The sequence below is a fragment of the Phormidesmis priestleyi ULC007 genome (assembly GCF_001895925.1).
Taxonomy (GTDB): Bacteria; Cyanobacteriota; Cyanobacteriia; order Leptolyngbyales; family Leptolyngbyaceae; genus Phormidesmis_A; species Phormidesmis_A priestleyi_A.
This window is the reverse complement of sequence record NZ_MPPI01000001.1, coordinates 190886-211096: the sequence shown is the minus strand read 5'-3', so window position 1 is coordinate 211096 and position 20211 is coordinate 190886. Positions and strand designations below refer to the sequence as shown.

Here is a 20211-nt window from a genome sequence, read left to right as displayed (position 1 = left end):
CTACTAAAAATCAATCGCACAAATTACGATCGCTGTTGGGGTGACTTTGCAAATAGTTTTGCAGTCGATCGCAGCCTTGCTTTAACAGGTCGTCTAAATCTAAGTTCGACAAAACTACGCCTTGACGATCGCTGCTGCTGATCAGAGTTTTGCCATCGGCGCTGAAGTTAACGCTTTGAATGCGATCGCCCTGTCCGCTCAAGGTTTTGAGTAGCGAACCATTTTGGGTATCCCAAAGTTTGAGGGTCGTGTCGGCGCTACCAGACGCAAGAATTTGGCTATCTGGGCTAAAGCTAAGGCTGGTGACTCCATCACTGTGCCCGGTGAGTGTCTGGCTGGGAGTGGCTTCTTTGTTAGGTGTGACATCGCCAAGTGTCCAAAGTTTGATGGTGTTGTCCCAACTGCCAGACGCGATCGAGTGTCCATCTGGGCTAAAGGCGATCGCCGCGATCGCGAGTTGATGTCGTCCGACTACGATCGACGCGGTGCTGTCTGGATACCAAAGTCTGAGGGTGTTGTCATAGCCTCCAGATGCGAGGAGTCGCCCATCTGGGCTAAAGCGCACGGCGGTGATTTCGTCGTCGTGTCCTTTGAGAGTGCCTGAGAGTGAGCCGTTTGCAACATTCCAGAGTTTGATGGTTTTGTCGGCGCTGCCAGATGCCAAGAGTTTGCTGTCGTTGCGGAAGCTGAGAGCGGTGACACGATCGCGATGTCCTGTTAGCGTTCTGATTCGCGATCCGTCTGTAACATTCCAAAGTTTGATGGTTTTATCGGCGCTGGCAGAGGCTAAGATGCCATCAGGACTGAACTCTACCGCCGTAATGGTGGAGGTGTGTCCTTTTAAGACGATCGCTAATGGTTGAATGGTTCCGTTGCTTCGCCTCCAAAGCTGAATGGTTTTGTCATTGACTGCGGCGATCGTTTGACCATCTGGGCTAAGACTGGTGACAGACAATCCACTGTTGAGTGGCTTAAGGTTAGAGACACTCCAAAGCCTGGCGGTTTTGTCGGTGCTGGCAGTCATCAAAATGGCTCCATCTGGGCTAAAGCGAATCCGGGTAATCTCGTCCGAGTGGGCGGCGGTTCCTTCATTGCGCGAGGTGCTGATCGTGTGCAGCAAGGCTCCATCTAAGCTCCAAAAGTTAACGGTGCCATCTGCTCCAGCCGTCGCCAGCGTTTTTCCTTGAGGATGAAAGCGAACGTCATTTACTTGATCGAGATGTCCTTCAAATGTTTGTAATAACTGCCCGGTGAGTGACCAAAGTTTTGCCGTTTTGTCTGCGCTGGCAGTAGCGATTAGTTTGCCATCAGGACTGAATGTGGTGGCGGTGATGCGATCGCGATGCCCCATAAAACTTTTCAGTAACCGATCATTTTTGCCGTCAATTTGCCAGAGTTTGACGGTGCCATCTTCTCCGGCAGATACTAAGATTTTGCCATTAGGACTAAAACGAATGCTGTTCACCCAGCCTTTGTGACCTTGCAATGTTTGGATTGGGATGTTGCGATCGAGTCGCCAAAGTTTAATCGTGCCGTCTCGACTCGCGCTGGCTAATAATCGACTGTCAGGGCTAAACTGAACATCGGTTGTCCAGTCTTGATGTCCACTAAAGATTTTTAATAATTTTCCGTTTTGATTCCACAGTTTGATTGTTTTGTCTGCGCTTGCAGTTGCTAAAGTTTTGCTATTCGGACTGAAGACGACTGTGTTAATGCGTTCCTGGTTTTCTATGTTTCTAATCCAGGTGCCATCATCTCGCCATAGTTTTATAGTTTTATCGTTGCTTGCTGTAGCGATTAGTTTTCCATCGTTACTAATATTGATATCGTTAACTTTCTGGCTATGTCTCTCTAGTCGGTTGAGTTCTTGAGTGTGAGCAAGTGCTTGTTGCAGTGTAGTGATCGCCTCGATGCGAGAGTCAATCGCAATCGGATTCCAGACCCGATCGATTTGTTTGATTTGCCGTCCTGCTTTGACTCCTGCAATCAATGATTCTAGCTGATGGTTAGACGATAGCAGCGCGTCAGATGAGGCAGCTAAAGCTTCGATTGTTCGGAGTTGGGCACTGCGCTGCTGCCAATAGGCAAATCCTGCTAATCCACAGGCGGCGATGCCTAATGACCCAATCACGATCGCTGTTATCTGTGCTTTGCGGAGTCTGCGTTTGATTTCATTCTGTTCGCGTTGGCGCTCGTTAAAACAGGCTTCAATAAATCGCTGCGTATCTGCCGGAAGCTCGTCGGTGTATTTGACATAGAGTTCTTCGGCTTGGGCCAGTCGAATGCCTCGCAACAAAAAATCGGGTTGTCGATCGCTCTGCTTCCAGTGCAGGGCAGCTTGCTCGATTTGACGCTGCGATCGCAGTCGATTACGATTTTCTTCTAACCACCAGCGCAGGGTAGACCAATAGCGAATTAGGATTTCGTGGGCCACCTCGATCGAAACGTCGGTGAAAGAAGTGTCAAGCGTGAAGTCGGGGTTCTGTGGCGGTGCTCCTTTGCTGTGTGCGTCTAATTCATCGAGTCCGATGACGATCAGTTTGGCGGTTGCGAGGGCTTGAAGAGTGCGATCGACCAATTCTACCGGATATTTCTTCACTACCAAATCGGCTTTAGACACCCGACGACGAGTATCTTCGGTGCCTTCTCCTAGCTGCGTGAGTGATAAGAAAATCCAACGAGCGCAGGCTTGAGCATCCGCCTCTAAACTGTCATAAACCGCTTGGGCTTTCCGTTCTAATGCGCCCCGCAATCCGCCAATTTGTTGCTGATAAGCTTGTAGAGTTAGTGTGCCCGATCGACGTTGTTGCCACAGTTGTTCTAATACAAATTCTAATAAGGGCAAGTCTCCGGCACTGTGGTCAAGTTCTTGCAAAAGGACTTCGACTAACCCCGATTCGACCTGCAATCCGACTTGTTCGGCAGGACGAAGGATCACTTCACGGTAATCATTTTCGGTCAAATAAGGCGGTACTAAAACGCTCGATCGCTGCAAAATAAGCGCCAGTTCAGGAATTTCTAAACAGGGCGAAATGAAGTCTGCACGGAGCGTCAGGATTAACTTAAAGCGATCGCTGGCATAGTTCACAGCACCCAAAATTAGATCTAAAAATTGTTGGCGATCGTCAGTTGCTGCTAGAGTAAATAGTTCCTCAAATTGATCGATCACGAGAACAACTACAGGTTCGGGGCGCGATCGTAGCCAATAAACAAAGCCTTCTGTCCCTTGGTGCAAGATGCCTTCAATTTGCTGCTGTTGAAGAGTTTTTTCTTTCTCGGTGCCAGCGTCTACTAGTCTACGAGAAAGGGCTTCTAAAGGGCGATCGCCCGGACGCATTTGCCCAATCCACCACTGCTCACTGCTGGGAACTTGCTTTCCTTGTCGCAGTTGCGCGATTAATCCGGCTTGTACGATCGAAGATTTGCCACTTCCCGATGCGCCGACCACTGCCAAATAAGATTGGTGACTGACTTCTTGAATCAACTTGCGAGTCAGACCTTCTCGTCCGTAGAAGTATTTAGAATCATCTTCTGAAAACGCCCTCAACCCCATATAGGGGCAGAGTCCCAGGTCAAAGCCTGCGGTTTCAGGGCTGCGCGATCCAACTCGTCCGGGCAACACTTCGATCACGCCTTGGGCACCTGACAACCAAACGTGTAGCGGCAATTCTCCTGCTAATGCGATTTGAAGTTGCGCGATCCAACCTGCGGCAGGAAGACCGATTTGACGATCGCCCACTTTCAACGTTTCTAACAAGATTTGAGCAAATTTTTCGGATTCTGTTGCCGGAGAAGCTGCCGCGATCAGGCATTGTCCTTGGTTGTTGCCGAGTTGCAACTCTTCAACCCACTCCGTCAGAGAAGTTGCGCCGGGGCAGTCTAACACCACAATTTGTTGTGCCATTTGAGAGCGACGTAATTCTTGCCGCAGCCACGATCGAGCAATCCGAGTGCCATCGCCTAGAATTAGCCAAGAATCGCCTTCGGTGGTTTCTTCGATCCGTCCCCGCAAGTAGAGTAGAGCAGTGGTGGAAAGCCTGGGGAGAGGTTCCGCAGATTTTAGGCAGGTTTGAATCGCCTCACGCACGGCTGACCAATCTTTGCCCGGTTGGGGATAATAGTCCAAATCAAAGCCGCCTGCGTTGTGAAGTACCTTACTTAAACTCAGCGTGGTTTGCTGGCTAGGAAGTCCTTCAATCACCAACGCTTGACGGGGATTTTGAGGAGAAATCGCTGCCGATCGTACGCCTAAAATCAATTCACCAATGCCCTCAACAATGCGTTTTGGCGTTTGCATTGGATACTCAATTTGAAGCTGAGTGTCGCCGCGACTGCGCTTTTGTTGATTGATTAATCGCAGTTGTTGATTGGTTTTATCGATATATTGCAGCGTTTGGTGATAGACATATTTATAAAGTCCGTCTGCCTCGATCGTGCCCTGAGCGTCTGCCGCCTCACCGCGCAAACCCCGCATCAGAAAGTAAGTAAACACCCCATGTCCCAATTCGGGGAACTCCCAAGATTGTTGAGCACGATCGCACGACAACAGCGCATAAAACCCCTGACTTTGAGCGGCACGTTGTCCCAACACGTTCATCATTTGGGCGGTGGGATTCGACAATATCGACTGTCCTTTCGCACTTCTTAGCGTCATGCCTCCACTGTGGCAAGCATCTAGCCAAATCACTTGCTGACGGGCGGCACATTGCCCCAACAAATTCAACAATTCTGCAACCGCGAACCCCGTTTCTAACAAGCGATCTTTCTGAGTATCTGCCAGACACAACACTGCTTGCTGAGTCCGATCGTCTAACACGCCATGTCCCGAAAAGTAGACTAGCACAGTGTCTTGAGGCTGCGCGTCTGTGACCATCTGTTGCAGCGTTTGCCGCACCGATTCTAGTTTGGGCACGTCTGCCCCAAAATCATGATGAGTGCGAATTTCTCGTTGAGGAAACTCTTGGGTTGCCTCGGTGAGCGCATCGGCTAATCCCTGACAGTCGAGGGCAGGATATTGCAGCGAAGGTAGATGAGTATCTTGGTAGTGATTGACCCCGACCAGCAGAATCCACAGTTTGGCTTTGCCAGTTTCGAGGGAAAGGGTGGGTCGGCTAATGGCGCGGGGCATAGTCAGAGGGACAAGGGACGAAGGATGGGATTTACTTACGATCGATGCCATAAGTGTAGTCAAACAATTGAGCAACCTGGCGACGCAGACCTGCCGGAGGATAAAGTTTTGAAGTCAGCTTGGTGGTTGCATATTGGTCAGCACTAACTACAACACGACGAGCTTCGGCTTGAGAAAGTTGCCCTTGTTTAAACCCGTTGATCACCTGCTCTAAGCCTTTGCTATAGTCCATAATGTTGTGAAAATCAAACTGAGGCTGACTAGCGCTAGATTGAACAGATTCGGTTTGGGGAGCAGCGGCGATCGTGGGCAGTGAAATCGGCGCTTGTAGTGTCAACACATATACACTATCGGCAGGAAGCTGCACAATCCGAATATTTTTAGGCGATGTCATGCCACTGAGAATGCCGATCGCGCCACCAATCATCCCGCCTTGATCAAAAGCAGAAGCTTTACGTGATTCGGGAGCCGTTGCCCCCATCACCGCCCCAAATAGATTACCCAATACACCGCTATTTTCACGAGCGCGATCGGCACCGCTCTGCTGCGTAATCGTGTTACCCGGAATCACCGCACTCGCGGCTTGAATTGCCACAATCTGACCTCTAACCACAATGGATTCTGCCACAATTTTTGCGCCGCCGTTTTCTGGCTTGAGCTTGATCGTAACAGGCGTATTCATGGGTACGACTTCATTGCCTTGCAAATCCAGCAACGGCTGTGCGAGGGGCACCGTCATCGGATAGTCTTGCTTTTGCCCCACATCAACCGTTACAGCCGCCGGAAGCTTGATCACCACACCCGCCGTTTGCGGAATCATCGAACCCTGGCGAGTGGTCGTAGTCGTGGTGGTAGAGGTGCTGACGATGGCTTCAGAGGCAACCGCAGGCAGAGCAACGGGAGTGGAAACAGAGAGCAACAAAGCCAGATTTAACAGAGTGCGAACGTTCATCGGGGGTCTCCTTTGATTGGGGTGGGCTGTAACCCTTACACCTCATTAATAGGGAGCAGATTTGAGGTTTATGCAGGTTTATAGAAAATCAATGATTCCATACCCATTTGATTTATGAACCCTACAAATTCACACGAGGACGCGATCGCAATTGTCGCGCTTTAGAATGAGGGGATGAAATAGCTGTAGGGGTAGCGCCCCCGTGCCTACCCCTGACGGAGGGCAACCACGGGGGGATTGCCCTTACCACAATCATCCCTTTATTCAGCAATGCCGCAATTATTTTTAGAATAGGCATTACAACAAGAAAATAGGAGTACTCAAGGCGGTACTCCTACTTACAAACAGTGAGCGGATATCAGGACGAGATTTGAGTAGTTTCTAATTCAAATCTCACAATTTTTTAGTGTTGCGGTGTATACCATTGAGTCAGATTGTTGACAGCACCCGATCGGCGTTGAGCGTTAAACAAATCAACAGCAGTTTTGTTGTTACTATCGTTGATTTTGATTTGAGCATCGATTCCATAACGCGAGGTTGTGTTGTTCTCAGAATTCATCTCTTTCGCAGTTTTATTAGTGTCCAACGTTGTAATCACCACTGCGGCAGCAGCGTTGTTAGAATCGCAATCTTTACCAACCACTACTGTAGAAGAATCGCGGTTGTAAGAACTAGATTGGCGTGATGCACTAGCTTGATTGGAGGCGTTACCACGATTGTAAGAGCTAGAGTTGTTAGAAGCGCTAGAATCACTGCTCTGAGCTTGACCACCACCACTTGCACCAAAGATGCCGAGGATGTTAAAGCCACCGCCACCGCCATCTTTGTTACTGCTGTTGCTCGACTGACTGCTGGCATTTTTGCCCGACGCTGAGTTGTTGCTAGAAGTGGAGTTGTTGCGAGCAGAGCTAGAGCTACCGCGATTGTTTTGAGTGTTAGAGCCTAACCCCACGTCGCTGCACTGAATCTTGCCCGCCAGTTGACCAAACAGAGCCGAGTTGTCATCTGCGCGTACAGCGCTAACCGGAAGCAAAGAAGTGAACAAAGCAGAGGCGAGAACTAGAGAGCTAGAGAGTTTGACGAGTTTCATTGCATTTCTCCTTGAGGTGAGTGTGTTTGTGAGGCGTTAACCTCTTACACTCACTCATAGGGATAGCTCGATCGGGTTATGCACCCCAACCAAAAAGATTTTTTCAGGCCCCCAAACCCAGAGATACGGGATTCCGCCTTACCCCTCTCAGCCCTGCAAGTTACAATAAGTGAACCACTGTCTCAACAGTCCTAGCAGAGAGGCTTCCCATGCAATCCCCCATTTTATTAATCTCAAAAGAACTGCCCCGTTTGACCTATCAGTCTACGCCCGATCGTTTCGATGAAACTTGGGAGGCTCCGCTATCCACTCTTTTGGGATGGGGACGTGCAGCAGGTGCCGATTTTATTGAGTTTTTTCTAGAGCGCGTTAACTATATTAGCTGCATGGCAGAAGACGACGCGATCACCAGCATTTCGCCTCGCCTCTCGACGGGTGCTGGGGTGCGAGTGTTTCGCGGCAAAGCCGATTGCTATGTCAGCACCAACGATTTATCGTTCAACGGTCTGAAAGCTGCCCTTGAGAAAGGCTTATCGATCATGGGTTTGCAGCTTCCTGCCCCCAATTCTTATGTGCCAGAAATCAACCTGGAATTGCTGAGAGACTACGCCGTTAAAAAGGGCAAAGAATCATGGTTGGCTGACTGTAGCTCAATGCGTGAAATGGGTGATGTCTTGCTGGCAGCAAACGGTGAGTTAGCGACCCAAGCCCAGTTTGTGCAGTCTCGTCGCGCGGTCTACTTCCGAGATTGGCAAGAAGTTTTGGTTGCCTCTAGCGATGGCACGTTTGCGCGAGACATTCGCTTATCGCAATCCGTCGGGTATAGCCTGCTGTGTGCTGACGGCGCTCAACGATCGTCGATCAACAAGCGAGTCGGCAGCACCAGCGAACCCGGTTTCTTAAGAACCTGGAACTATGGCAAAGATGCTGAAGAAGTGGCTGATTCTGCCTCGAAGATGCTGTATGCAGACTATGTAGAGTCGGGCAACTATCCAGTCGTCATGGCCAATGAGTTTGGCGGCGTAATCTTTCACGAAGCCTGTGGTCACTTACTCGAAACGACGCAAATCGAGCGCAAAACCACGCCGTTTGCTGATAAGAAAGGCGAAAAGATTGCTCACGAAAATCTCACCGCTTGGGATGAAGGATTGACTAGCGACGCATTTGGCACGATCGACATGGACGACGAGGGAATGCCCGCGCAGCGCACCCTGCTGATCGAAAACGGGATTTTGAAGAACTTTATCGCCGATCGCGCGGGTTCTGTCCGCACGGGCAACCCTCGCACGGGCAGCGGTCGTCGTCAAGGCTACACCTATGCTGCTGCGAGTCGGATGCGGAACACCTATATCGCACCCGGTGACTACTCGGTTGAAGAACTGTTTGCCTCGATCGACAAAGGCATCTATTGCAAAAAGATGGGCGGCGGCAGCGTTGGCGCAACCGGACAATTTAACTTTGCGGTAGACGAAGCTTACTTAATCGAGAATGGCAAACTCACCAAGCCGCTCAAAGGCGCAACTCTAATTGGTGAAGCCACCGAAATCATGAACAAAATCTCTATGTGTTCCAACGATTTAGGATTAGCGGCTGGGTTCTGTGGTTCTGTGAGCGGCAGCGTTTACGTCACAGTCGGACAGCCCCACATCAAAGTCGATTCGATCACAGTCGGCGGACGATAATTTAGCGTTGCAGAATCAAGGAATGAATACGCCCCCTAGCCCCAATTCTGGGGGAATTAGATCTACTCAAAGTCCCCCAGAATTGGGGCTAGGGGGCGAGAGGATTTACAACCTTGACAGATCAAACTTCGATGCAGCAACGCCTTTCTTGCACCCTCTTCTAGCAGGGACGTTCCGGTGGAATGTCTCGCAATATTGCTCCTTAACACAAATAATTCTCATGCCTAAAATTGACGACATTGCATCCTACGCAAAAGATACGGCTCACAAGTTGGGCATCAAAAAATACGATATTTATGGGTCGGCGATCGACGAAACCAGCGTCCAGGTCGATCAAGGCGAACCGCAGCAGATGAAGGCATCCCAGCGATCGAGCGTTACGGTTCGCGTGTGGAACGATGAGCATTCTGTTGGGGTAACTTCGACGACGGATGTTGACCCGATCGGGCTAGAACTCGCCTTAAAAACGGCTCACGAAGCCAGCTTTTTTGGCGTGAAGGAAAACGTGCCGGAATTCAGTCCTGAAGCGACAGATCCCACAGCGCCCCATGCTGAAGCAAAGAATCCTCAAGCGCCCGTTTCTAAACTGCTAGAAACGCTGGTCGAGGCAGAAAAAGAATTGCTGGCGGCACATCCGGCGATTAAAGGCGTTCCTTATAACGGGCTGGCGCAGCGAGATATCGATCGCTTTTATCTCAACAGCGAAGGGGCTGTCCGCAATGAAGGGCATTCGTTTGCCTCACTCTACCTCTACACCAAAACTGAGGAAGAAGGCAGAAAGCCTCGCAGCGCAGGTGCGTTTCGCGTCAGTCATGGGTTAGACGAGTTAGATATCAACGGCTGTCTTAAAGAAGCGGCCGAGAAAACCATCAGTCACCTCAATTACGACAAGGTGAAAACGGGTAAATATCGTGTCGTTTTTTCGCCTGAAGCAATTCTCAGTTTGATTGGTGCGTTTTCTAACTTGTTTAACGCTCAGAGCATTCTCGATAACCAGAGTCTCTCCACCCCCGAATCGCTGGGAACGCAGATTGCCTCACCGCTGCTCTGTCTCTGCGATGACGCGCTGCACCCCGAAAACGTCGGCGCAGAAACCTTTGACGGAGAAGGCACTCCGACTCGTCGCGTTGCTCTGATCACCAACGGCGTGTTGTCGGGCTTCTTGCACAGTTCTGGCACGGCTAAACGCCTGAATGCTCAACCCACGGGGCATGCCAATATGGGGTCTAAGATCACGGTGAGTCCTCACTTCTATCACATCTTTGCCGGGGAATCTGCCGAGCAAGACTACAGCTTAGACACGGCTGATAATGTGATTTTGATTGATGATTTGAGTGCCCTTCATGCTGGGGTTCAGGCGACACAAGGTTCATTTTCACTGCCGTTTGATGGTTGGCTGGTGCAAAACGGCAAGCGCACCAGTGTTGAATCTGCGACGGTGGCAGGTGATATTCGCGAAGTTCTCAAGTCGGTTATCTATGTTGAGAAGGAGCTGGAGTTTACGGGGTCTGGGGTTGCGCCTAGAGTCTGGGTAGACGAATTATCGATCACAGGCGAATAGTCTCAAGTTTTGTGGGGTGGCATCTTGCCCACTCATGCAAGAATGAAACCTTATTCAACGTGAATTCGATGAAGCTTTTCGCTGCGGTTGCCAATCCGGGCTGCCCCCTAAATCCCCCAGAATTGAGGTTCAAAGCCCCCCAATTTTGGGGGATTTAGGGGGCTGAAGCGCTGAAGAACGAAGCGAAAGAACTCATCGAACTGACGTTATTCAATTAAGCCGGGTGGAGGTGTAATCTCTACCCGGTTTTGTTTGAGGTCAACGATCGGCACGATCGCCATCACAAACGGAATCAAAACCCGACTCTCCGAATTTTCTCGCTGCACTTCTAGCAAATCATTTCCGGCTGACAAAATATCAACGACTGTTCCAACCCGTTCTTGAGTCGCCTGATCAAATACTTGCAGCCCAATCAAATCAGCAACGTGAAACTCACCCGCTTCTAATTCGGGTCGATCGCTGGCTAAGACTAAAATTTTGCTGCCCCGCAGAGCCTCTGCTTGTTCGCAGGTCTCGACTCCGGCAAACTGGACAATGTATAAGCCTTTGCCGTCTAGATAGCGACCTTTGACGAGTTGGATTTCTTCGGGTTGAGTGGCGTTCAATCGCAAAATCCAGCGTTTTCCCGGCTCTACAAATCGTTGAGGAAAGTCTGAATCAGGATAAACCCGCACCTCGCCCTTTAACCCTTGGGTCGAGACGATTTTGCCAACTTCGAGAAAAGGATTTTGAGGGTGGGAGGTCTGCACAGAAAAAATATTGCCAATGGGATTCATCTACTATTTTGCAGCGATATCTTGCCCATTCGATCGTTCGCTCAAAAGTTTGTTGAAATCGCCTGAACTGGACAGGTAGGAATGCACTGTTCGCAGACAATGCAGCGCGATCGCGTAAAGGTCAACTTAAACGACTGCGGATCTAACGTCAGCGCCTCAGTCGGGCACACTCCTGTACACAAGCCACAATCGACACAAGCCACTTCATCGATCATGATTTCACGACTTGCAAAAGACACGCCGATATCTTGCGATCGCATCCACTCCAGCGCAGCATCTAACTGATCAATATCACCCGATAACTCGACAACCAGCTTCCCGATTTGATTAGGAGCCACCTGCGCCCGAATGATATTGGCCGCGACGTTATAATCTTTTGCCAATCGGTAAGTGACAGGCATCTGCACCGATCGTTTTGGGAAAGTTAGCGTGACTCGTTTTTTCACAATTAGATTTTGGCAGACCGTCTTCCTATTGTAGAAAGCAGGTTGGATTCATGCAGAAGGTCTTTGAAGTTGCTCAAATTTGCTCAATGATTGGACAAATCGTTGCCGCAGAATTTTCAGGTAAGACCTGCCCTCTCACCAAAAGCCTTTCTAACTCTTGCTTGAGAATTTGGAGTTGCTGAATTTGTCGATCGATGTCCACCAATTTATCTCTCAGCTTTTCTTGAACCTGGTCACACGGCAAATCACCTTGATCGTGAACCTCCAAAAACTCTCTGATTTCTGACAAACTCATGCCTAAGTTCTGGGCACGCTTGATGAAATTTAAGCGGGTAAACACATCAGCGCTGAACAATCGATAGCCGCCCTCGGTTCTGCCCATTGTCTTCAATAACCCTAGCTCCTCGTAGTAGCGAATCGTTTTGATCGGGATACCGCTTTCTTTGGCGACAGAACCAATCAGTTTCGATTCATTCTGAACAAACATGATTAACTCCTTTGTGAAACAAGATTTTGAGCCGTCGCTTCTAAACGTTTTGTTCCCTGCACTTCAATCATGCCGTGAAACATATTCATGCCACAGGTGAATGGATACTCTCCGGGTTGGGTGGGCGTGAACTCGATCGCGGTCACTTGGTTGAGTGGCAGGTCTTTTGCGATGTGAAAGTCAGGAATTCGCACGGCTTCGAGACAACTAGACGGATCGCGGCGATCGAAGTTCAGTCGCACAGGTTGCCCAACACTGACCACAATGCGATTGGGTTCATAGCCGCCATCCACTGTGATTGTAGCTTCCTGGATGCCCTGGTTCGTGTCGGCTTTGCGAGACTTAGACTGACTGAACAAAAACCACCAGAGTTCTACGCCAATCAATCCGATTCCGCCTGCTGTCACCGCACTTTTGAGCCAAAGCGGTTGGTCGATGCGTTGAAACTGAGTGGGTTGCTCGGCTCCAGAGGGTTGCATTTCGTCGTGCGGCATTTGGGCAACCGCTTTGCCTGAGATGCCTAGCATCAACCCAAAAGCCAAACTTCTAACAATCCAGTATTTCTGCGTCATTGTTTCTCCTTAAATTACTTTGGGCTTAAAGTTCCGCAACCTGAGCGCATTCGTAAGAACTGACACTGAGCTAAACGCCATTGCACCACCTGCGATGATTGGGTTGAGTAACCAGCCAAAGACTGGAAAGAGAATGCCTGCTGCGATCGGAATACCTAATGCATTGTAGATAAACGCAAAGAAAAGATTTTGACGAATATTCGTCATGGTGGCACGGCTGAGTTGAATTGCAGTCACAATACTTTGAAGATCGCCAGAGATTAAGGTAATGTCGCTGGCTGCGATCGCGACATCGGTTCCCGTTCCGATCGCAATACCCACATCGGCTTGAGCTAATGCAGGCGCATCATTAATCCCGTCTCCGACCATCGCCACGATCGTTGATTGAGTATGGCGAAATTTTGTCTGAGTCATTGACGGTTTGCCAAACTTGCCGCTCTGGATCGATTCAATCACGGCTGCTTTTTGCTCCGGTCGGACTTCGGCAATTACGGTTTGAATCCCGACTTCACGGGCGATCGCGTCTGCCGTTTGCTGATTATCTCCGGTCAACATCACCACGTCGAGGCCCAAACGTTGCAATGCGCGAACTGCCTGAGCAGAAGACGGTTTGAGCGCATCAGAAATGCCCATTAACCCTTGAAGTTGACGATCGATCGCAATCAGCACCACTGTTTTTCCAAGCGACTCTAATCGGCTTTTCTCAGTTTCGAGAGGGGTAGTATTGATACCCAGTTCGTTCAACCATCGTTGCGTTCCAATTTGAACAAAATGGTTAGAAACGGTTCCCTCAACGCCGCTACCTGCGATGGCTTCAAAGTGCTGTACATCGTCCAAAGTTACTTCCTGAGATTGAGCATATCGCACCACGGCTTCGGCTAATGGATGCTCGGAATTGCGTTCTACAGAAGCAGCAAGACCTAATAATTTCAGTTCGTTTGCGCTGCCTACGGTGGTCACAAAATCAATAACGGTCGGTTTGCCTTCGGTGATGGTTCCGGTTTTGTCGAAGACGATCGTTTCGATCTGATGGGCGAGTTCTAGACTTTCGGCTCCCTTAATCAAAATGCCGTTCTCCGCGCCTTTGCCAGTCCCGACCATTACAGAAGTGGGGGTTGCCAGTCCCAATGCACAAGGACACGCAATGATTAACACGCCAACAGTTGTAATTAAAGCTAACGTCACATTGCCCATAACATTGAACCAGATGACGAAGGTTGCGATCGCAATGGCAATCACTACAGGCACAAACCAACCTGTGACTTGATCGGCTAATCGCTGAATCGGCGCTTTTGATCCTTGCGCTTGCTGTACGAGTTGAACAATCTGCGCCAGAACGGTATCTTTGCCCACACGAGTCGCTCGAAATCGAAAGCTGCCAGTTTTGTTCATTGTTGCGCCAATGACTTCATCTCCAGGCTGCTTTTTGGTCGGCATACTCTCGCCTGTCACCATCGATTCATCGATCGTTGAAGTCCCTTCCACCACTTCACCATCCACCGGAATCTTTTCACCCGGACGCACCATCACCACATCACCGATCTGAACTTCTTGAATCGGCACTTCGAGTTCTTGCCCGTTCCGCATAATTCGGGCATCACGCGCTTGTAACCCGATCAGTTTCCGAATCGCGTCTGACGTTTGTCCTCGTGCCCGCATTTCGAGCAAACGACCGAGCAAAATCAGCGTGATAATCACATTTGCCGCTTCGTAGTAGACATCAGCATTAAGTCCTTGAGCGATAAAAAAGCCAGGAATCACCGTCGCTACGATCGAATACAGATAAGCCGATCCCGTGCCCAGTGAAACCAAAGTATCCATCGTTGCCGTGTGCCGCTTGAAGGCTTTCCAAGCATTCATGAAAAACTCTCGACCGCACCAAAATAATACGGCTGTTGAAAGAGCGAGTTGTAACCAGGAATTGTGGAGCCATGCGGGAATGAATGGAATCGGCAACCCTAGCATCATCGGGAATGAACCAATGACTAGAACCGCACTGATCACACCCGCGACAATGACTTTATTGCGTAAGTGACGAAATTCTCGCGATCGGGCTGTTTTCTCAGCTTCAGTTTCGTCGGTGATAAACTCTTGGTCTTGCAGCGAGTAGGAACTGTATCCAGCGTCAACGATCGCGTGTTGAATCTGCTCCAAGTTTGTCTGCTTAGAATCGTACTGAAGAGTGGCTTGTTCAGCTCCAAAATTGACGTTAACTTCAGCGACACCGGGAACCGATCGAATCGCATCTTCAACGCTATGAGCGCACGAGGCACAACTCATGCCGCTTAATTTTAGGGTGTTGGTTTCCATCGGTTAGAGAAGGAATGAAGGGTAGGAAAATTAACGCGATGTGCGACTCAGAACCCTCCTCACGAAGGGGGGCGAAGCCCTCGCAACCCTTCTTCCCAGGGAGACGAAGGGCTTTCAGATACTTTCTAGTTCCCTCTCCTGTGGGAGAGAGCTAGGGTGAGGGTTGCTTTTGAGCGGTTTTAGGAAAGTTGCACGTCGCGTAAGATTAGGCAACGGTATAGCCTGCGGCGGTAATCACTTGTTTCACATCTGCTTCTGTGGCTTGCGTTTCGATGCTGACGATCTTCGTTTTGGGGTCAGCGTTGACTTTGGCATTAGAATCAAGCGATTTAACAGCATTAGTAATCGTGTCGCTGCAAGCAGAACAAGCCATGTTGGGAACTGTGAGTTGTAGGGTCATGAGATAAGAGCTTCCTTGAGGTGACTTTGTGATTGACTCCATTCTGAACTGTCTAGCCCACTGGAGAGTCAAGCGATTAGTGCAGGAACCGCATAAAAATTCTCCTAAAAACTGAGAAGAGGCCGTCTCTATGTTTGAGAGACAGCCTCGGCAGCGCAAAACCGTTTTAGGTCGCCATTAAGCCGTTGCCATTTGACGACAGGACTCGGCACAACGATGGCAAGCCTCAGCACACCGCTGGCAGGGGTCATAATCGTGTTTTGCACACTCAGCCGCACAGCGAACTCGCAAAGCGAGAGCCGAAGGCACCGCACGCTTCTGCACAAACGCCACACAATTGAGCATGGAGATCGGAATTTCGAGCCATAAACCGAGCGCAAATATCGCAGGTATCGGCACAGTCACGACAGGTCTTGATACAGTGAGCCATCATTTCTATCATCTCGCTATCGAGGCAAGCAGTGGCGCAGTTTTCACATTCACGCAGACAATCGAGACAGGCTTCAATGCAGGATTCAAGTTGAGATTGATGAGATTGAGTCGCGGTCATAATCTACCTCCTGGAGAAAACAAGAAAACAGAATCACAGTTTCTGGCTTTCACGTTAGAGAATTGTTTGTGCGGTTCCGGCGGAGTTGCGCTTGACGCTAATCGCGTCTCCGTGCTGATAACTCAATAGGCCGATCACGCCAAATAAGGGCACCTATCCTAAATTTAGAATGCTCTTACTTGCTACTTACCCGACTTTTGATCACTCGTCCAGGGCTAACAAAGGAGATTCCCTGATTGGTACTGGTATTGATCATGACTGACTCTATTACGGGCACAGAAACTTCTTTTTGAGTCACCCATTCCACAACAAAAGCGGCTCCTGATCCGCCTCTAGTGTCTTCTTGATTCACTACAAAACTGGTCGAAGCCAACGGTTCAAGTTCTACGGGTTGCTCTAAATATTTGCGGACAGGCTTACCGCTACTATCGTAGTAATTTACAGAAGCAACAATAATTGGGTGGGTCAGGTCAGCATTGCGAACACTTAATGTAGCGGTTAAGTCGATTGTTCGGCTCTGCTCCCACGTATAGATATGTGAGTAAATGGGAACATAGACCGTTTGCCCTGCGATGATCTTTACGCTGTTGTCAAGGGTGACTGCTTTCAGGGGAGGGGCAGCCTCTGGTGGCGTTTTTGATGGCGTGCAAGCTGTAAGCAATACAAACAGGGGCACGAGATAACTACACAAGTATCGCTTCATTGGAAATAGGATTGGGTACGAGGTAGCTTACACAAAATCATTGCTGTACACCATTCAAATAATCTGTTGTGTGACGACGGCTACCAAAAAGATGGGCATAAACGTAGGAAAACACACAGCCAGCAAAGAAGATTTGGCACGTTAGAAAAATCCATAGCATCAGCACCATGACGCTCCCAATCACGCCATAGGAAAGGAAATGACTCCCGATCGTAATCACACTGTTACTAACTAGTTGTTGCAACACCACCAGCAGCAAGGCGGTGAGTAAAGCAGCCAGCCAGACATCCTGCCAGCCCACATAAACAGACGGCAGAATCTTAAACAGAATGCAGGCAACCAGAGACAGAACCAAAAATGATGACCCGGCTTGAAGCCCCTTAGCTAACTGCAATTCGTCAACCTGGATGAAGGAGAAGGTTTCTTGAAAGGTTGCGATTAAATTTAGGATAGTTTTGATAGCAATACTTGTGACTAATGAAGTTAGCATCAGTAGGGCAGTCCCCAACACTAATAGAAACGCCAGAAGTTGGTTAACCCCAAAGAAAAGCGCCATCTTAAAAATTGATCCGGCTTCAGAAACTCGACTCGGCGATCGCCAAATTCGATTCACCGAACTCCTGAGAATCGAGAAGACACTACTGGCTGCAAATAACAGCAAGGTGAATCCCACGATCCCGGCACCGACACTATTTTCGTTGAGGGCAATCACGGTTCCTTTGATCAAATCATGCACTTCTGGAGGCAGATAGCGATCGATGACTCCCTGAATATGTTGAAATGCTTCCGTATTCGGCCCAATGAGCGAACCAATAATGCTCAGTATGACTAACAGCAAGGGAAACAGTGAGAAGAGGGCATAGTACGAGAGGGCGGCTGCCATGCCAGGGCAATTATCTTGATCCCACTTCACCCCAGTCTTGATCAGGAGTTGAACTGGCTTTGAGGGCAAGATAGTAGACCGAACGTAAGGTAGGAGGGTCGATCGGATATAGCGAATCATAGGAACTGTTAATTAAGACTTTTCTGATGGCTCAACAACGTTCACCGTGGACTCTTTCAGGGCTAGATCTGCCTCTTCTTTGACTGATCCCATCCAGAGAGCAATCATGCCAGCAATTGGAATCGCCAGAAAGACTCCCAATAATCCAGCCACCCGTTCGCCAATAAACAGGGCAAGAAATAGAACGACTGGATTCAATTCCAGAGCACTTCCCATAACTTTAGGACGGATCACATTATCTTGAATTTGAATCAGCACAAGGCAAACGATCAACACTTTTAAAGCGATCGCGCCTCCTTGAGAGGTGAAGACTAAAAAGACGACGATGATAGTTCCAAGGGTAGCTCCAATTCCAGGAATAGCGTCAATTATGCCAAGAATGACCGCCAAAAGCAGCGAATATCTCACGCCTAAAAGTGGAAAAATTAGACCCGTAGTGCTCGATAGAAACAGCATCAACAGCAGTTGACCGCGAATAAATCCGAGAAAACTTTGCCGGAAAGTCCTGGCAAATCGATCGCGAGAAGCGACTGGGATCAGTTTAAGAAACGACTGCCACAGCTTTTCACCGTCAATCAACATATAGATGCAGATGACTGCCCCAAAAATTCCGGTAAAGAGGCTGGAAAAGATGCCCCGCACAATGCCTAAGCCAGAAGTCAAACCCGTTTGTAATGTGCCAACGACTTTGCCGATGTCTAGTCGGTTGAGGAGATCTTGGAATGGCAGGGCGTTTTGCTGATCTAAAGCATCTCTGATATGGATTAGCAAACCCTGTCCCTGATTCAGCACTTCTATTCCAACAAACGTGACCACAACCAGCAGTAAGGCGACTGTCACAATAAAAGTAAGGGCGATCGCCAGCCCTCTGGGAATGTAACGCGATAGCCAAACCGACGGATAATTTAATAGCGCGGCAAAAATTCCTGCGGCTGTAAACAGGGCGATCGTGCTGTGGAAATAATTGATCAGCAACACGGTGATCCAGCCACAGCCAACCAACAAGATGTAGCGAAAAAGGGTGGAATGATTCAGGGTTTGCCACAGGTTAGACGATGGCGGAGGTGAGGTCGGCGGACGCATAGGGTGTTTGCAATGGGTGGTTTAGAATTAATCATTCGTGTTGCGACGTTGCCCGACTTGATAGAGCAGCAGCAAGGCGACAACGGCTCCCACTAGCCCAGCCGCGATCGCGCTAATCATCGCTTGAATTGCAATCATACTCGATGGGGTGATCAGTGCCCCTGGCGCTGCCAGCGTTGTTCCAATTTGATTGGGAGTTAACACCGCTCCACCTTGGGGCAGCGTTAACATTTTGTAGGTCAACCCGCTCACCCGCATCATCGCGATCAGCACGGCGATCGTCATAATACCGATATTAGCCAGCAGCCCAAGTTTGACATCTCGCATGACCTGAGACTTTGCAGGGCGCTGATCCCGCACCTCTAACTTACTTGCCAGCCGCGTATAGCGAAAACACCAGTAAATACTGAAGATCAGGGCGACTAAGCAGGCGATCGCCAACCACAAACCAAAGGAAAATCCGCCGCTCTGTCCTGGTTTAAACAGAACGTTCACGACCACTACTAAGATCGGAATAAACCCCAGCAGAGCTTGCAGCCAGAAGCCAGTCCAGCCCAACCAGCGGAAGGAATGAGCAATCTGTTGAGGAGTCGGTTTTGGTGCTTCAGAATCGAGGAAGTTAAACATAGAAGGGTTTCCTATAGAAGGAATGTGAAGGGTGAGTCGGGGTTTCCGATTACGTAGGGGCATGGCACTGCCGTGCCCATTGACGTTGCAAGTAACCGACGTTATTTAATTCACGATCCTGAGGAGCGATCGTGTGACATTGATACTCCCGATCTGCGGATTGGCTTTATTCAGTTGAGTGTTCAAATATTACCTCTTACCATAACTCTCGGACAGTTTGAGAGGTAAAACGCAAAACCCCTGACTCCTGCCCGGTCTGATAAAAGATTGTCAATTGACCCTGACTATCCACCTCATACCGTTGAGCGCCTTCTAAAGCCTTGAGATACCGGAACTCCTGGTTCAGGATAGACTCCTCACAAGCCTTGCGCGTTGATGCAAGAGTACCAATACTCAAGTGATTCCCCTTGATTTGGTAGCTTCCCATAAAGCGGTTGCATCCACCCGAACCCGTGAGGTGATTGGCTTTCCCAGGTTCTGAAGAATTGCCCGAAAAGTCGGCTGTCAGTTTAGTAGCTTGCGGAACAACACCCGGAGAGGTTGGCTCTGCCATAATGACCAATCGCCAACTACCTGCAATTGAGGAAGCAGATTGAGCCATAAGCAGAGGTTTTCCAGAGACAGGGTATGCGATTGCAGAATTTGCAGCAGTTACTCCAACTAGCCCGATCGTCAAAGTTACTATACAACCCGTTAATTGTTGGCTGGAAGACTTATAGTTCATAAATAAGCACCAAATAATGAACCGTTTTGATAATCTCCGTGTTTGGTAGCAGTGAGCGATCGAGCCAGTATCATGCCTGCACTAATTACTGCTTCAATACAGGCTAATTTTATCATC

General features: G+C 49.3%; 18 protein-coding genes. 2 read left to right on the top strand and 16 right to left on the bottom strand.

What is annotated here, in order from left to right; translation table 11 throughout:
- Nucleotides 1-10 precede the first annotated feature (10 nt).
- The 3 genes from BRW63_RS00925 to BRW63_RS00915 form a co-directional block, all read right to left on the bottom strand.
- Nucleotides 11-5128, bottom strand: a complete 5118-nt coding sequence (locus tag BRW63_RS00925; protein ID WP_073069031.1) for an nSTAND1 domain-containing NTPase — start codon at nt 5126-5128, stop codon at nt 11-13.
- Nucleotides 5129-5159: 31 nt separating this feature from the next.
- Entirely contained in the window at nt 5160-6080 is a 921-nt protein-coding gene (locus BRW63_RS00920) for a hypothetical protein (RefSeq protein WP_073069030.1), read from the bottom strand.
- Nucleotides 6081-6483: 403 nt separating this feature from the next.
- Nucleotides 6484-7170, bottom strand: coding sequence for a hypothetical protein (locus tag BRW63_RS00915; RefSeq protein WP_073069029.1), 687 nt, complete (start codon nt 7168-7170; stop codon nt 6484-6486).
- Between the two features lie 209 nt (nt 7171-7379).
- On the opposite strand from BRW63_RS00915, the gene BRW63_RS00910 reads away from it, so the two are divergent.
- Nucleotides 7380-8852: a TldD/PmbA family protein gene (locus BRW63_RS00910; protein ID WP_073069028.1), complete on the top strand. Its 1473-nt coding sequence runs from the start codon at nt 7380-7382 to the stop codon at nt 8850-8852.
- Between the two features lie 220 nt (nt 8853-9072).
- Complete coding sequence (locus BRW63_RS00905; protein WP_073069027.1) at nt 9073-10413, top strand: TldD/PmbA family protein; 1341 nt, start codon at nt 9073-9075, stop codon at nt 10411-10413.
- 206 nt (nt 10414-10619) lie between these two features.
- On the opposite strand, the gene rimM is transcribed toward BRW63_RS00905, so the two are convergent.
- The 13 genes from rimM to BRW63_RS00845 all read right to left on the bottom strand — a co-directional run bounded on the left by rimM (nt 10620) and on the right by BRW63_RS00845 (nt 20094).
- Complete coding sequence (gene rimM, locus BRW63_RS00900) at nt 10620-11189, bottom strand: ribosome maturation factor RimM (protein ID WP_073069026.1); 570 nt, start codon at nt 11187-11189, stop codon at nt 10620-10622.
- A 41-nt stretch (nt 11190-11230) separates the two neighbouring features.
- Complete coding sequence (locus tag BRW63_RS00895) at nt 11231-11635, bottom strand: NIL domain-containing protein (protein WP_073069025.1); 405 nt, start codon at nt 11633-11635, stop codon at nt 11231-11233.
- A 73-nt stretch (nt 11636-11708) separates the two neighbouring features.
- Complete coding sequence (locus BRW63_RS00890) at nt 11709-12122, bottom strand: heavy metal-responsive transcriptional regulator (RefSeq protein WP_073069024.1); 414 nt, start codon at nt 12120-12122, stop codon at nt 11709-11711.
- Nucleotides 12123-12124: 2 nt separating this feature from the next.
- Entirely contained in the window at nt 12125-12694 is a 570-nt protein-coding gene (locus tag BRW63_RS00885) for a cupredoxin domain-containing protein (RefSeq protein ID WP_073069023.1), read from the bottom strand.
- A gap of 9 nt (nt 12695-12703) precedes the next feature.
- Nucleotides 12704-15004, bottom strand: a complete 2301-nt coding sequence (locus BRW63_RS00880) for a heavy metal translocating P-type ATPase (RefSeq protein WP_073069022.1) — start codon at nt 15002-15004, stop codon at nt 12704-12706.
- Nucleotides 15005-15209: 205 nt separating this feature from the next.
- Nucleotides 15210-15404 (bottom strand): heavy-metal-associated domain-containing protein, encoded by a 195-nt coding sequence (locus BRW63_RS00875; protein ID WP_073069280.1) that lies wholly within the window; start codon nt 15402-15404, stop codon nt 15210-15212.
- A 128-nt stretch (nt 15405-15532) separates the two neighbouring features.
- The gene (locus tag BRW63_RS29390; RefSeq protein ID WP_262983506.1) at nt 15533-15655 is read right to left on the bottom strand and encodes a hypothetical protein; all 123 of its coding nucleotides are present in this window, start codon (nt 15653-15655) and stop codon (nt 15533-15535) included.
- Between the two features lie 17 nt (nt 15656-15672).
- Nucleotides 15673-15954 carry a four-helix bundle copper-binding protein gene (locus tag BRW63_RS00870; protein WP_223257252.1) on the bottom strand — a complete coding sequence of 94 codons (282 nt, stop codon included), beginning with the start codon at nt 15952-15954 and terminating at the stop codon, nt 15673-15675.
- A gap of 175 nt (nt 15955-16129) precedes the next feature.
- Complete coding sequence (locus BRW63_RS00865) at nt 16130-16657, bottom strand: DUF3124 domain-containing protein (protein WP_073069021.1); 528 nt, start codon at nt 16655-16657, stop codon at nt 16130-16132.
- Between the two features lie 37 nt (nt 16658-16694).
- Complete coding sequence (locus BRW63_RS00860) at nt 16695-17660, bottom strand: YihY/virulence factor BrkB family protein (protein WP_073069020.1); 966 nt, start codon at nt 17658-17660, stop codon at nt 16695-16697.
- A gap of 12 nt (nt 17661-17672) precedes the next feature.
- Nucleotides 17673-18743 carry an AI-2E family transporter gene (locus tag BRW63_RS00855; RefSeq protein ID WP_073069019.1) on the bottom strand — a complete coding sequence of 357 codons (1071 nt, stop codon included), beginning with the start codon at nt 18741-18743 and terminating at the stop codon, nt 17673-17675.
- A 27-nt stretch (nt 18744-18770) separates the two neighbouring features.
- Nucleotides 18771-19433, bottom strand: coding sequence for a DUF3611 family protein (locus BRW63_RS00850; RefSeq protein ID WP_223257251.1), 663 nt, complete (start codon nt 19431-19433; stop codon nt 18771-18773).
- 133 nt (nt 19434-19566) lie between these two features.
- Complete coding sequence (locus BRW63_RS00845) at nt 19567-20094, bottom strand: META domain-containing protein (protein ID WP_073069017.1); 528 nt, start codon at nt 20092-20094, stop codon at nt 19567-19569.
- Between the last annotated feature and the right edge of the window lie 117 nt (nt 20095-20211).

What these genes read in the sequence shown, in the direction of transcription:
- BRW63_RS00845 (WP_073069017.1), bottom strand. Translation starts at nt 20,094, where the DNA reads ATGAACTATAAGTCTTCCAGCCAACAATTAACGGGTTGTATAGTAACT.
- BRW63_RS00875 (WP_073069280.1), bottom strand. Translation starts at nt 15,404, where the DNA reads ATGACCCTACAACTCACAGTTCCCAACATGGCTTGTTCTGCTTGCAGC.
- BRW63_RS00870 (WP_223257252.1), bottom strand. Translation starts at nt 15,954, where the DNA reads ATGACCGCGACTCAATCTCATCAATCTCAACTTGAATCCTGCATTGAA.
- BRW63_RS00890 (WP_073069024.1), bottom strand. Translation starts at nt 12,122, where the DNA reads ATGTTTGTTCAGAATGAATCGAAACTGATTGGTTCTGTCGCCAAAGAA.
- BRW63_RS00915 (WP_073069029.1), bottom strand. Translation starts at nt 7,170, where the DNA reads ATGAAACTCGTCAAACTCTCTAGCTCTCTAGTTCTCGCCTCTGCTTTG.
- BRW63_RS00855 (WP_073069019.1), bottom strand. Translation starts at nt 18,743, where the DNA reads ATGCGTCCGCCGACCTCACCTCCGCCATCGTCTAACCTGTGGCAAACC.
- rimM (WP_073069026.1), bottom strand. Translation starts at nt 11,189, where the DNA reads ATGAATCCCATTGGCAATATTTTTTCTGTGCAGACCTCCCACCCTCAA.
- BRW63_RS00850 (WP_223257251.1), bottom strand. Translation starts at nt 19,433, where the DNA reads ATGCCCCTACGTAATCGGAAACCCCGACTCACCCTTCACATTCCTTCT.
- BRW63_RS29390 (WP_262983506.1), bottom strand. Translation starts at nt 15,655, where the DNA reads ATGACCCCTGCCAGCGGTGTGCTGAGGCTTGCCATCGTTGTGCCGAGT.
- BRW63_RS00860 (WP_073069020.1), bottom strand. Translation starts at nt 17,660, where the DNA reads ATGATTCGCTATATCCGATCGACCCTCCTACCTTACGTTCGGTCTACT.
- BRW63_RS00865 (WP_073069021.1), bottom strand. Translation starts at nt 16,657, where the DNA reads ATGAAGCGATACTTGTGTAGTTATCTCGTGCCCCTGTTTGTATTGCTT.
- BRW63_RS00925 (WP_073069031.1), bottom strand. Translation starts at nt 5,128, where the DNA reads ATGCCCCGCGCCATTAGCCGACCCACCCTTTCCCTCGAAACTGGCAAA.
- BRW63_RS00880 (WP_073069022.1), bottom strand. Translation starts at nt 15,004, where the DNA reads ATGGAAACCAACACCCTAAAATTAAGCGGCATGAGTTGTGCCTCGTGC.
- BRW63_RS00885 (WP_073069023.1), bottom strand. Translation starts at nt 12,694, where the DNA reads ATGACGCAGAAATACTGGATTGTTAGAAGTTTGGCTTTTGGGTTGATG.
- BRW63_RS00910 (WP_073069028.1), top strand. Translation starts at nt 7,380, where the DNA reads ATGCAATCCCCCATTTTATTAATCTCAAAAGAACTGCCCCGTTTGACC.
- BRW63_RS00905 (WP_073069027.1), top strand. Translation starts at nt 9,073, where the DNA reads ATGCCTAAAATTGACGACATTGCATCCTACGCAAAAGATACGGCTCAC.
- BRW63_RS00920 (WP_073069030.1), bottom strand. Translation starts at nt 6,080, where the DNA reads ATGAACGTTCGCACTCTGTTAAATCTGGCTTTGTTGCTCTCTGTTTCC.